General features: G+C 33.4%; 14 protein-coding genes. 12 read left to right on the plus strand and 2 right to left on the minus strand.

Going from position 1 to position 12118, the window contains the following annotated elements; translation table 11 throughout:
- The first annotated feature begins 25 nt into the window (after positions 1–25).
- The 12 genes from ACPYIV_RS05405 to ACPYIV_RS05460 all read left to right on the plus strand — a co-directional run bounded on the left by ACPYIV_RS05405 (position 26) and on the right by ACPYIV_RS05460 (position 11034).
- Positions 26–874, plus strand: coding sequence for an ABC transporter ATP-binding protein (locus ACPYIV_RS05405; RefSeq protein ID WP_425886028.1), 849 nt, complete (start codon positions 26–28; stop codon positions 872–874).
- On the plus strand, positions 871–1533 hold the full coding sequence (locus tag ACPYIV_RS05410) for an ABC transporter (protein ID WP_425886030.1): 663 nt from the start codon (positions 871–873) through the stop codon (positions 1531–1533). Before ACPYIV_RS05405 ends, ACPYIV_RS05410 begins: the two co-directional genes overlap by 4 nt.
- Positions 1534–1592: 59 nt before the next feature.
- Entirely contained in the window at positions 1593–2234 is a 642-nt protein-coding gene (locus tag ACPYIV_RS05415; RefSeq protein WP_238023638.1) for a hypothetical protein, read from the plus strand.
- A gap of 111 nt (positions 2235–2345) precedes the next feature.
- Entirely contained in the window at positions 2346–2579 is a 234-nt protein-coding gene (locus ACPYIV_RS05420; protein WP_425886500.1) for a hypothetical protein, read from the plus strand.
- Positions 2554–2976, plus strand: a complete 423-nt coding sequence (locus tag ACPYIV_RS05425; protein ID WP_425886032.1) for a hypothetical protein — start codon at positions 2554–2556, stop codon at positions 2974–2976. Before ACPYIV_RS05420 ends, ACPYIV_RS05425 begins: the two co-directional genes overlap by 26 nt.
- 162 nt (positions 2977–3138) lie before the next feature.
- Positions 3139–3471, plus strand: a complete 333-nt coding sequence (locus ACPYIV_RS05430; protein ID WP_022011056.1) for a helix-turn-helix domain-containing protein — start codon at positions 3139–3141, stop codon at positions 3469–3471.
- Positions 3472–3755: 284 nt separating this feature from the next.
- The gene (locus ACPYIV_RS05435; protein WP_425886035.1) at positions 3756–4340 is read left to right on the plus strand and encodes a BfmA/BtgA family mobilization protein; all 585 of its coding nucleotides are present in this window, start codon (positions 3756–3758) and stop codon (positions 4338–4340) included.
- Positions 4341–4344: 4 nt separating this feature from the next.
- Positions 4345–5265, plus strand: coding sequence for a DUF5712 family protein (locus ACPYIV_RS05440; RefSeq protein WP_425886037.1), 921 nt, complete (start codon positions 4345–4347; stop codon positions 5263–5265).
- An 85-nt stretch (positions 5266–5350) separates the two neighbouring features.
- Positions 5351–5554 (plus strand): helix-turn-helix transcriptional regulator, encoded by a 204-nt coding sequence (locus tag ACPYIV_RS05445; RefSeq protein ID WP_036632779.1) that lies wholly within the window; start codon positions 5351–5353, stop codon positions 5552–5554.
- A gap of 1 nt (position 5555) precedes the next feature.
- Complete coding sequence (locus ACPYIV_RS05450; RefSeq protein WP_118429403.1) at positions 5556–6935, plus strand: toll/interleukin-1 receptor domain-containing protein; 1380 nt, start codon at positions 5556–5558, stop codon at positions 6933–6935.
- On the plus strand, positions 6928–8439 hold the full coding sequence (locus ACPYIV_RS05455; RefSeq protein ID WP_271691073.1) for an argonaute/piwi family protein: 1512 nt from the start codon (positions 6928–6930) through the stop codon (positions 8437–8439). The genes ACPYIV_RS05450 and ACPYIV_RS05455 overlap by 8 nt, the downstream gene beginning before the upstream one ends.
- Before the next feature lie 63 nt (positions 8440–8502).
- Entirely contained in the window at positions 8503–11034 is a 2532-nt protein-coding gene (locus tag ACPYIV_RS05460) for a DEAD/DEAH box helicase family protein (RefSeq protein ID WP_118429402.1), read from the plus strand.
- 224 nt (positions 11035–11258) lie between these two features.
- On the opposite strand, the gene ACPYIV_RS05465 is transcribed toward ACPYIV_RS05460, so the two are convergent.
- Positions 11259–11519, minus strand: coding sequence for a hypothetical protein (locus ACPYIV_RS05465; protein WP_293739121.1), 261 nt, complete (start codon positions 11517–11519; stop codon positions 11259–11261).
- Positions 11520–11570: 51 nt separating this feature from the next.
- Positions 11571–12116: a hypothetical protein gene (locus ACPYIV_RS05470; protein WP_425886042.1), complete on the minus strand. Its 546-nt coding sequence runs from the start codon at positions 12114–12116 to the stop codon at positions 11571–11573.
- Positions 12117–12118 lie beyond the last annotated feature (2 nt).

Genomic DNA, 12118 nt, shown 5'->3' on the forward strand with positions numbered 1-12118 from the left:
TCATAAAATATAAAAATTAAAAATTATGATTACAGTAAAAAACTTATCGTTTAGTTATTCTCAACTACCATTTATTGAGAATATGAATTTTCAAGTAAGAAGCGGAGAAATATTTGGCTTTTTAGGACCTTCTGGAGCAGGAAAAAGCACTCTTCAAAAGATATTAATAGGTATGCTCCCTAAATATAAGGGGAGTGTTTCTATTAATAATAATGAAATTAGAAATAAGCCTGACCATTTCTATGAGAGTATTGGTGTCGATTTTGAATTTCCTAGTTTTTATGAGAAATTCACCGCATTGGAGAACTTAAAATTCTTTGGCTCTTTATATGACAGCAAGCTTATTCCTGCCGAACAATTATTAGAAATGGTCGGACTGTCACAACATGCCAACAAGAAAGTGGCAGGTTTTTCTAAAGGAATGAAATCCAGATTAAACTTTGCCCGGTCAATCATTCATCAGCCGAAAGTGCTATTTTTGGATGAGCCAACATCAGGTTTAGACCCCTCAAACTCCCAAGTGATGAAAAACATTATTCGTGAGCTTAAAAATAAAGGAGTGACAATCATTCTGACTACTCACAATATGCACGATGCAACCGAACTTTGTGATCGTGTAGCATTTATTGTTGATGGCAACATTAAAGCTATGGACACTCCTCATAATCTTATCATGTCAAGGCGTTATAATGAAGTAACATATTCATATTTGGAGAATCAAAAAGAATTAAATACTACACTCGCACTTGACAAAATAAGTACAGATAAAAAACTAGAATCTCTGATTCAAGCTAATGCCTTATTGTCAATACATAGCAATGAGCCAACATTAGATAATATATTCTCAGAAATAACAGGGAGGAAATTACTATGAAACTTAAAGGTTTAATACTAGGCGATATTCGGCAACAATACAAATATGGTTTTTATGCCCTATATACGTTATTTACACTAGTGTATATTACAGTATTGCGCATTCTTCCTATGCCGTGGAAAGAACTATGTACAACTACCCTTATATTTTCAGATCCCGTACTGATCGGATTAATATTTATGGGAGCAATAATATTATTCGAGAAAAGCGAAAAAGTAATGCAGGCATTAGCTGTTTCGCCCATATCGATACACGCATACATTTTGTCAAAGGTAATTTCCATTGGACTAATTTCTTTGCTAAGTGGAGTTCTCATCGCATTGTTCTCAGGCATGGAACATTCTTACATACATCTTGCTGTTGGAATTATGTTAGGTTCAGCATTATTCACACTGGTTGGAATATCACTTTCCGCTTTCATTTCAACCATGAATAACTTTATGCTGATTATGGTTCCCACTTTAATAATATCCGTAGCTCCCATATCTGTTTATACAATGGGCTATAAATCGGGAGTTATGCTATTACATCCAAGTATAAGTCTGATAGAACTTATGTCTGGAAATATCAGTGTCATATCTCTAATGGCAATAAGCATTTGGTGCATTGCGATGTATATTTTTTCTTGTCTGTCAGTAAAAAAAATGATGACGATATAATTATGAATCAGAATATTATTTCTTTCAAAATGTTTATCAGAAACATATTCTCAGATGGTATGTTATCTGCAATAATATGTATTCCGCTAATATTAGCGGCAATATATAGGTTTGTTTTCCCCTTAATTGTACAGCATTATCCGATGCTAAAGGATTTCAGTCTATATTATCCGATATTGGATTTATTCCTTGCAATTATGTGTCCTTACATGATTTGCTTCGCTTCGGCCTTAGTGGTATTAGATGAAACAGATATGAAAATCAACAGGTATATCACAATTACTCCACTTGGGAAGAAGGGGTATCTTATATCAAGATTGCTTATTCCTGTTTTATTTGCAGCTATTGTTTCTTTTGTGCTGCTTTCTTTTTGTTCTGTATCAGGTATGTCATTATGGACTACATTTATAATATCAATATTGGCTACAATACTAAGCGTTGTGGCTGCTATGATTATTTTGGCATACGCGGGAAATAAAGTGGAAGGTATGGCACTTGCAAAAGTATCTGCTTTAGTTATGGTTGGACTAATTATACCTTTTGTTATTACAGATAGTATCCAATATGTATTTTCATTTATCCCTTCTTTTTGGGTAGCCAAGTTTCTAATAAGTAATAACTATTGGTTTATTCTACCAACGATCTTTCTTTCTGGCGGACTGATTTACCTATTATATAATAGGTACAATGCAAAAATATAGTTTCTCCTAAAATTGATACTATTAATACCGAAGATATAAAAAGTATAGTACCTAAATAAGCATATTAAATTTATGATTATACGAATTAATATTATTCACTATCTAAAAATTATGCTTATGAATGAGTTATTGAAAATTAAGTTTTTTGAGCTATTGTCTAAAACTTCACAAGAAGTTACTAACACAGAAATGCAAGATGCCTATGGAGAATTTGTCAAGCACATAGTCGCTATTAGCAATTCAGAAGATTATTCCTATATCTTTCGGATGCTAAATCTCACCCGTATTGAGATAGTACCCCTAAAAGAGTTATATCAATGTGGGCAGGGGGAAAAATGCGCTTAAAATTCTCTATGTCCACAAAGCGTTATCGACAATTGATGCCGAGCTACAATTAATCAACTTAAAAATTAACCATCCAGAACAATTTAAGTTATCTATTCCTACAGCGTTCAAGTCCGACCTATATGTAATCCATAAGTCAAAAGATTTGGGGATTATTGGCATTGCAGAAATCGTATTAGCTCTGTTTCTACAGGGGCAAATCGTTGGCGAAGATGGAAAACCTGTCCCAGAAGTTCGTTTAGCTCGTGGCTTTGAGCAGCTTTTCAATCTAAAATTCGGAAGTATTTACGATAAGGTAGGTGAAGTATTTACCCGCAAGCCGTACAACCTTACCAAAACATTGGATGCCTTACGAAATGCTATCATTAAAGAGGATCGAAAACGTAAGAGCCGATAAAGATCAAAAAAGATATTTGTGCAAACTGTTTATTCTCAGATATTTGCAAATATCTTTTCGGGGAGTAGGTAACTACTCCTCTTTTTCTCTTACATTGTTTTACAGAATTTTGCTTCATCAATCGATTGAGAACAATAATGTTAAACTAAAAAATGAAGCAAAATGTATATAGACAACGAAAACTTCGATAAATGGATGGAGAAGCTATCTAAGAAACTCACTGAGATAGGACAAGACTTAAAATCCCTTATCAATACCGATCAGGTATTAGAAGAAAATGAACGATTACTTGATAATCAGGATTTAGCATTTCTGTTAAAAGTGTCTTTCAGAACTTTACAACGCTATCGACTAAAAGGTAAGCTCCCCTACTTTACTATTGGGCATAAAACCTACTATCGGGCTAGCGATATTAGAGCTTTTGTACGTGAACGAGCCGATTATCAAACTTATAAACAGTTTGAAAAAGCCAATCAATTAGAAAACAAACTCTGACAGCAAAATGCAGCAGAGGAAAGAAGCTTGTGTTTAAGCTATCACTTTGTGTAACCACCCCGATTTAGTAGAAACCGCTTCACCTATCGGTTCAGCCCATTTCACTAAATCGAGCAAGAGGGAACTGGACAAGTCCTGTTCTTCCCTCTTGCCCTGCGGGGCAAAGCCTTCGGCTTTAGCGTGTTACAAGAACACGCTGTAATGACACCTGTAATAAGTATTTTCTTTGTAATGCTTATTATCAGGTATTTATCTATTCATATTTCTATAAAAAAGTAATTGCCATGCCAAACAGCAGTCGGAAAACAATATTCACTACCATTTCCATAGATAAGGAAACAGCAGCTTTGGTAGAAAAGATATGCAAACGCTATTCACTGAAAAAGAGTGAAGTTGTAAAGTTAGCGTTCAGGTATATAGATAAGGCACATATCAACCCATCCGAAGCCCCTGAATCCGTAAGATCGGAACTGGCGAAAATAAATAAGAGACAGGATGATATTATTCGCTTCATCCGTCACTATGAGGAAGAACAACTAAATCCCATGATACGAGCTACAAATTCTATCGCTTTGCGTTTCGATGCTATCGGTAAAACTTTGGAAACTCTTGTTCTCTCCCAATTGGAAGCCAGTCAGGAGAGACAAACAGCCGTACTCAAAAAGTTAAGTGAGCAGTTCGGTAATCATGCAGATGTTATAAACAATCAGTCCAAACAGATTAATGCACTTTATCAGATACACCAACGGGATTGTAAAAAGTTACTTCACCTGATACAACTCTATTCGGAGTTATCCGCTTGTGGTGTGATGGATAGCAAAAGAAAAGAGAACCTGAAAGTTAAAATCAGTAATCTGATAAATACATAAGATTATGCACATAGACTTTGCCCCGCCATCAAACGGAACATATAATAATGTTGGAAGTTGCCGTCAGTTAGCTAATTACCTCGAACATGAAGACTTAGAACGGATGGGAAAGGGTATTTATATCGAAGGCTTTTTCAATCTGACAGAGGATAACATCTATAAATCAAAGGTTATAAAAGATATAGATAGTAACATCGGACAACTCCTAAAAACGGATGCTAAGTTTTATGCTATTCATGTCAGTCCATCGGAAAAAGAACTCCGAGTGATAGGTAATACGGAACAGGAACAAGCCGAAGCAATGAAGCGATATATCCGAGAGGTGTTTATTCCTGAATATGCCAAAAACTTCAATAAAGAACTATCCGAAGCGGATATAAAGTTTTACGGCAAAATCCATTTCGACCGCAATCGTTCCAACAACGAACTGAATATGCACTGTCATTTGATTGTCAGCCGGAAAGACCAAGCCAATAAGAAAAAGCTATCTCCGCTTACCAATCACAAGAACACCAAGAACGGAGTAGTAAAAGGTGGCTTCGACCGTGTGAACCTGTTCCAACAAGCGGAACAAGGCTTTGATAAACTGTTCAATTACAATCGCCATCAATCCGAATCATTTCATTACCACAACACAATGAAAAATAGATCCATATGTGAACAGATTAAACACCAAGAACAAAAAGCACTATATAGTAAAAGAAAATTAACAGTCGATATAGAAAACTTGCTTGCTATCAATATTGAGACTCATACAACAAAACAAGAAAGGCAAAATCCTGACATACCATTTATCAATCAAGGGAACAACCAAATATCCGATATATTCACCACTTTTTCAACATCAAGTTTAGATCTTATTACCCACAATGAAGAGCAACCGCTAAAACTTAAGAGGGAAAAGAAAAAAAGACGAAATCTATAATTTATTTTTAATAAAAATACTCCAGTCATATCAAGCAATATAAATTAAATCAATATATTTGCAATATACATCAATTTATCATGCAATGGAATTAAATAGATTAAAAATTGTACTTGTAGAAAAAAAGCGTACTGGAAAGTGGCTTGCCGAAGTCTTAAAGAAGAATGAAGCAACTATCTCTCGATGGTGTACAAATGAGTCACAGCCATCTATAGAAACGCTTTTTGAGATAGCAAAAGTATTAGATATTGATGTGAAAGACCTATTAGTAAATTCGAAAGAGCAATAATATGGCAAGAGATACTATATTCATTAGTCATGCAACACCAGAAGATAACGAATTTTCTATTTGGATAGCATCAAGACTAGAAATGCTTGGTTATAAAACTTGGATAGATAAAGATGGACTATTAGGAGGTGAACGTTTTTGGGCTACTATACAAAAGGCTATTGAAAGTTCCATAAAAGTACTATTTGTTTATTCGAAAAATATTGTGACAAAAGACGGATTGCTAAAGCAGGGTATTGAGAATGAAATAGAATATGCTAAAAGCATTGCTTCGCAATATGGGTTACAAGATTTTATAATCCCGCTTCATCTTGATGCATCTCCTTATAATTTGGCAATTGGGCTTCCTAACATCAATCATATCCCATTTAACAACAATTGGGCTGATGGTCTGAAACAACTAATAAGAAAGCTAGAAAAAGATTCTATTCCAAAAAACTTTGATAGCCAAGAATCTTCATTTTCAGAATGGTACGAAAATGAATATGTGTCAAATTGTTCTATCATTCCTAAAAAAGAACTTTTTTATACATCATGGTGGCAGATAGAAAATGCTCCTAAAGTTTTCTATATGTATCAATTTACAAATGCAGCACAAGCTAAAGCAATTAGGAATCTAAACAAGGATATACCGATCAGCCTTTTATCAAATATTATATCCACTTTTGATAATAAATTGAACTTCGTAGTTCCAAGAGAAAATGATCAAGTTGAAGTATTACCAGAAAACAGTTATACATTTTCTTTAAATGACATTTTATTTGGTTTTGAATCTATTTCTTTTCCTTTGCATAGAGATGTAGAAAATCACTTTAAGAGATTGTTATATTGCGTTGTATCAAATTTGTTTAGAAAAAAAGGACTGTTTAAATATGAAATGTCAAACAAAAGACTAGCTTACTATTTGCCTAAATACGAAGGATTGAAAAAAATAGAATTTACATATCCATATACAAGAAAAAAGAAATCAAAATCTATTTTAGGAAAATACGAAGCAATTGGTTCATGGCATTATGCTGTTTCTCTTCAACCAATTATATTTCCATTTGTGGGGTTTTCTATTAAATCTCACATATTATTTACTTCAGATGGGTTTAATATTATTAATGATGCTAAGAAACAACATTCATTTAGAAGAAAGAAAGGGAAACGTTTTTTTAATGAAGAATGGAGAGATCTACAATTAGCATTCATACAACAACTAAAAGATATAGATGGAAAGATCAAAATAAAAATTTCGATTAGTGAAGATTTTTTAGAAATGAAGCAATGGCCTGAGACTTTTTGGAGTGAGGTCGGATATAATGATCCAAAATCTCAAATGGATATTAATAAAGTGGAAGATTATTATGAAGAATTAATAGAAGAATCAGATGATTGAACCAATACTTAAATATATAAATGAGCCATCTTTGACATTTGGAAATGGACAAAAAGCAATAGATCCAAGAGATGGTTTAATGTTATTTGGCCCTTTCGATCAAATGCGAGTACGAGGTGTAAAAAACATTGGTATTATTGGAACTAAAAAGCTTAGAGAGCAGATGATCAAATATTTGAAAAAAATCAACTCTCCTGTGATTAATTCTGATGCTAATATAGCACGCCCTAATTTTCCGGGATTAGAAACCGTTTTTGGTATCTCTATAAATTTCGATAACATCATTCAAATTGATATTAAAGATAATGATATTGAGAAATATTTAAGATATACAGATTCTCATCAGAGAGTTCATAATTGGGTAAATCTGTATGTAGATCCTTTAATTGCATACAGTGAAAAAGAAGAAATGCCAGTTGATATTTGGTTTATTGTTATTCCAGAAAGTATATATCAATTTGGAAGACCTAATTCTAAAATTCCAAAATCAGCAGAAAATATTAATATCGGATTAAAGAAACAAGAACGAAATTCCACTCAATTGGATATGTTTTTCCAAGAAGAAAAGGAACAGCTAAGAGAAGCATATGAGTTTGAAGTAAACTTTCATAATCAATTAAAAGCAAAAATATTATCTGCTAAGATTGTGACTCAGATAATCAGAGAAAGTAAAATAACATATAGAGACATCTTCTCACAAAAGCAAATAGAAGAAGAACAAAAATTCGACACATCAAAAGCATGGAATATATCAAACACTTTATACTACAAGTTGGGAGGACTCCCTTGGAAATTAGGAGATGTTCGTGATGGCGTTTGCTATTTAGGATTAGTGTATAAAAAAACAGAATCAGACTCTAAAAGTAAAAATGCATGTTGTGCTGCTCAAATGTTTTTAGATTCAGGTGACGGAATGGTTTTCAGAGGTAATGTTGGGCCTTGGTGGAACCCTCAAAGTGGAGAGTTTCATTTATCAGAACAAGATGCTTTTGAAATTATCTCACAATCATTAGATTCTTATTATTATAAATTTAACGACTATCCTAAAGAAATTTTTATCCATGCAAAAACATACTTTGACAATGTAGAATGGAAAGGTTTTGAAGAAGCTGTAAAAGGTAAATCGCAAATTATTGGCGTTAGAATAAAAGAAAACAGTGCATTTAAAATCTATAGACATTCTTCATATTGTGTGCCAAGAGGAACAATGATGCAATATGATAATTCAAAAGCATTCCTATGGACAAAAGGATTTGTCCCAAGATTTAAAACACAAATAGGATTAGAAACTCCTAATCCTATAGATATTGCCATAACAAGAGGAAATGCAGATATAGATACTGTGTGCAAAGACATTTTAAGTTTAACTAAATTAAATTACAATGCCTGTATTTATGGAGATGGTGTTCCTGTTACACTCAAATTTGCTGATTCAATAGGGGAAATTCTTACAGCAGGAAAGGATATTAAAACAGGAGTTTTGCCCTTTAAGCATTACATTTAAGAAGAGGAATGTAACATCAATAACAATTACATTAATTTATAAATTAACTAATATCATATTATTATGGTTGACTTTAGAAAAAAATTAGGTAAGAAAGAGGTTGAAAAGAAAATCATACCTTTAGATATATACAATGAGTTAGATCGTAGAAGTATTACTGGTCCTTTGAGACCTGCCCAAAGTAAGATATTAGATGAATGGTTTAATCACAAGCAAAAGGAACATAATTTAATCATAAAACTTCACACAGGGGAAGGTAAAACATTGATTGGATTATTAATTCTACAATCAAAAATAAATCAGGGAGAAGGACCGTGTGTTTTCGTTTGTCCCAATATATATCTATCACAACAAGTAGCTCAAGAAGCTACAAAATTTGGAATACCATATTGCTTAATTGAAGAAGATAATAATCTACCAAATGACTTTATTGAGGGAAAGAAGATATTGATTGTTCATGTTCAAAAGCTTTTCAATGGGAAATCTATTTTTGGTATTGATAATAATTATATTCATATTGGAAGCCTTGTTTTAGATGATTCGCACGCTTGTATTGATGCTATAAAAGATTCGTTTACAGTGAGAATAAAGAGAGAACATTCTTTGTATGGAGAAATACTGTCTCTTTTTGAGGATGATCTAACAGAGCAAGGAGAGGGAGATTTTCTAGATATCCGTAATGGTGACTATGACGCATTACTTCCAATTCCATATTGGTCTTGGATTGATAAAAAAAGCGAAGTAGCAAATTTGTTATCTAAATACAGAGAAGAAAATGAGCTGGCATTTACATGGCCACTAATAAAGAATTGTCTTGAAGACTGCCAAGCTTTTATTACTGGTAATGGGGTTGAGATTCTTCCATATCATATTCCTATTAGAAGTTTTGGCTCATTTGCAAATGCAAACCAAAGAATCTTAATGTCTGCCACAACTCAAGATGATTCATTTTTTATTAAAGGTTTAGGGTTTGATATAAACGCTATCAAAAATCCTTTAATTAATACTGAACAAAAATGGTCTGGTGAGAAGATGATTTTGATACCATCACTGATTGATGACTCATTGGACAGAGATTTGATTGTTAGTACATTTGCAAAGCCTAACACAAAATTACATTTTGGAAGAGTTGCTATAGTTCCAAGCCATCGTAGGTCTGAACAATATTATGTATTAGGTTCTACTATTTCTGGAACAAAAAATATTTTTACTCTAATATCTGATTTAAAAGCAGGAAATATAGAAAAAACACTAGTAATAATAAATAGGTATGATGGTATAGATTTACCAGATGAATCATGTCGATTATTAATAATAGATTCCATGCCTTATTTTAATTCATTAGTTGATAGATACGAAGAGCAATGTCGAGTTAATAGCGATATTATAAATATTCGTTTAGCCCAAAGAATTGAGCAAGGGCTAGGGAGAAGTGTTAGAGGAGAAAAAGATTACAGTGTCATATTACTGATTGGAGCTGACCTCGTGAAGTTTATCAGAAGTACAAGAACTAGTAGATATTTCTCTCCACAAACAAAAAAACAAATCGATATTGGCTTCCAAATTGCAGATATGGCAAAAGAAGATTTAAGAGCTGATGAACCTGCTCTTAAAGTAGTAACATCACTAATTGTTCAAGCTTTAGTAAAAAGAGATGAAGGATGGAAGGAGTTCTATCGTGAAGAAATGGATAAACTCTCTTTATCTGATGGAAAAAGTGATATTTATGACATTTTAGAATTAGAGAAAGAAGCAGAAGCTTTTTCTTTTAAGAAGAACCATGAAGAAGCATGTAACAAAATACAAATAATATTAGATAAACATATTAAAGATGATTCTGAACGCGGGTGGTATATGCAAATATTAGCACGATATAAATATTTTATCAGTAAAACAGATTCTAATAAAATTCAAAAGAGCGCATTCAGTTCTAATTTGCAATTATTGAAACCTAAAGATGGTATAACATATAGAAAAATAAATGTCATTAATGATAGTAGAATCTATAGAATAAAAAAATGGATAGCTCAATATAAGGATTATAATGAACTAGTATTGGCTGTTGATGGTCTTTTAAACGACTTTACATTCGGTGTAAATGCCGAAAAATTTGAAACTTCTCTACAAGAAATAGGTGCATTATTAGGTTTTATAAGTCAAAGACCTGATAAAGAAATTCGTAAAGGACCTGATAACTTATGGGGAGGAGTAGAAAACAAATTTTTCTTACTAGAATGTAAAAGCGAAGTTAACGAAAGCCGTGAAACAATAAACAAGCATGAAGCTGCACAAATGAATTCACATTGTGGTTGGTTTGAAAACGAATATGGAAAAGAAGCATTAGTTAAAAGAATTTTAATCATACCTACACATAAATTATCTTATGAAGCTGACTTTACACATAAAGTAGATATAATGCGAAAAGGAAAAATGAAAATTTTCAAAAACGCAATAAGATCTTTTATTAAAGAGTTTAAATCTTATAACATAAATGAGATTGAGGATATTAAGATCCAAGAGTTTATAAATATTCATAAGTTAAATATTCAAGATATTGAGGAGCTTTATACAGAAGCATGGTCTCGAAGAAGTTAAATGAGTAAAAGAAATATTGTAAAATCGAGAAGAATAACTATCTTTACCCCAGTATTCTCCATGAGCAAACTACCGCAAAAGCACGTAGCAAATTAGTGGGTTAAATCATGGGATATGCTTGAAGCTAAAAATATAAAGTTTTAAATATCAGCATGGTAACTCTCTTAGGAGAATCCCAGGCGGATCACTGAAAACAAAAGAAGAATCAAGCAAATCCCTGATAATTAAGCATTATCGGGGATTTCTTTTTTTGGGCAAGTGGCAGAAAATAATCGTTTCAAGCATATTATCGGTGCATAGTTTTGTAACTCCAAAAACGATATAAAAATGGATAGAAAATCTTTCAGTGTTTTGTTCTTCTGCATATTCATGTTCCGGTTGTTATGCCGCAGCCATTTTATTTTATCTTCCAGTTCCTTAATACGCTGTATAAGGTCATTGCCGGAATTGTTTGCTAATAGCAATGATGTAATCTGCTTCTCCATATTTAATAACTTGTGTTGTTCTGTTATCCATATTCTCCCCGCTTAGCGTTGTCACCCGAATATCAGGTAGCATACTGCCAAATATACAATCAAAAAGATAAGAAATTTTATCCGCATTTTCTTTTCCTGCGGGCTGGGATGCAGCCATTTGACAATGCGGGTACGCATCGTCAGGGGACGGGGCATCATGACCTCGGCAAGCTCCTCGAAAGTCTTGCAAGCGAAAATCGTTTGCCGGAAATCTTTCACGCTGTCCCAGCATTCTTCCTCGAACCACCATCCTTTGGGGTATCTCTCCGCTATTCTCTCTTGCAGTCTGTGTAAGGGGAAAGGTTCGGTGGTATCTTCATACTCCGTTTCGTAACGAATCATCCCCGTATGCATCCCCGTGAATCCGTGTATGCCCTTCCATCCGGTCATGTAGGAACGTTTGATGACGTACTTTGTCCCGGTGGAATCTATCACTATCTCACCCTTCCACCCGTCAGCCTCTTCCAGTATGGCAAGCTGTGTCGTTTGGTTCTCCTCCCAAAAGGTGTAAACCATATTCTCGTCCGGGCTGAACTCGAATATCGGGTATTTCAATTTCGCTTTCATTA

Source organism: Parabacteroides vesiculifaciens (genome assembly GCF_049860805.1).
GTDB lineage: Bacteria > Bacteroidota > Bacteroidia > Bacteroidales > Tannerellaceae > Parabacteroides.

What these genes read in the sequence shown, in the direction of transcription:
- ACPYIV_RS05470 (WP_425886042.1), bottom strand. Translation starts at nt 12,116, where the DNA reads ATGAAAGCGAAATTGAAATACCCGATATTCGAGTTCAGCCCGGACGAG.
- ACPYIV_RS05420 (WP_425886500.1), top strand. Translation starts at nt 2,346, where the DNA reads ATGCTTATGAATGAGTTATTGAAAATTAAGTTTTTTGAGCTATTGTCT.
- ACPYIV_RS05455 (WP_271691073.1), top strand. Translation starts at nt 6,928, where the DNA reads ATGATTGAACCAATACTTAAATATATAAATGAGCCATCTTTGACATTT.
- ACPYIV_RS05445 (WP_036632779.1), top strand. Translation starts at nt 5,351, where the DNA reads ATGGAATTAAATAGATTAAAAATTGTACTTGTAGAAAAAAAGCGTACT.
- ACPYIV_RS05415 (WP_238023638.1), top strand. Translation starts at nt 1,593, where the DNA reads ATGTTATCTGCAATAATATGTATTCCGCTAATATTAGCGGCAATATAT.
- ACPYIV_RS05450 (WP_118429403.1), top strand. Translation starts at nt 5,556, where the DNA reads ATGGCAAGAGATACTATATTCATTAGTCATGCAACACCAGAAGATAAC.
- ACPYIV_RS05440 (WP_425886037.1), top strand. Translation starts at nt 4,345, where the DNA reads ATGCACATAGACTTTGCCCCGCCATCAAACGGAACATATAATAATGTT.
- ACPYIV_RS05465 (WP_293739121.1), bottom strand. Translation starts at nt 11,519, where the DNA reads ATGGAGAAGCAGATTACATCATTGCTATTAGCAAACAATTCCGGCAAT.
- ACPYIV_RS05405 (WP_425886028.1), top strand. Translation starts at nt 26, where the DNA reads ATGATTACAGTAAAAAACTTATCGTTTAGTTATTCTCAACTACCATTT.
- ACPYIV_RS05435 (WP_425886035.1), top strand. Translation starts at nt 3,756, where the DNA reads ATGCCAAACAGCAGTCGGAAAACAATATTCACTACCATTTCCATAGAT.
- ACPYIV_RS05460 (WP_118429402.1), top strand. Translation starts at nt 8,503, where the DNA reads ATGGTTGACTTTAGAAAAAAATTAGGTAAGAAAGAGGTTGAAAAGAAA.
- ACPYIV_RS05430 (WP_022011056.1), top strand. Translation starts at nt 3,139, where the DNA reads ATGTATATAGACAACGAAAACTTCGATAAATGGATGGAGAAGCTATCT.
- ACPYIV_RS05410 (WP_425886030.1), top strand. Translation starts at nt 871, where the DNA reads ATGAAACTTAAAGGTTTAATACTAGGCGATATTCGGCAACAATACAAA.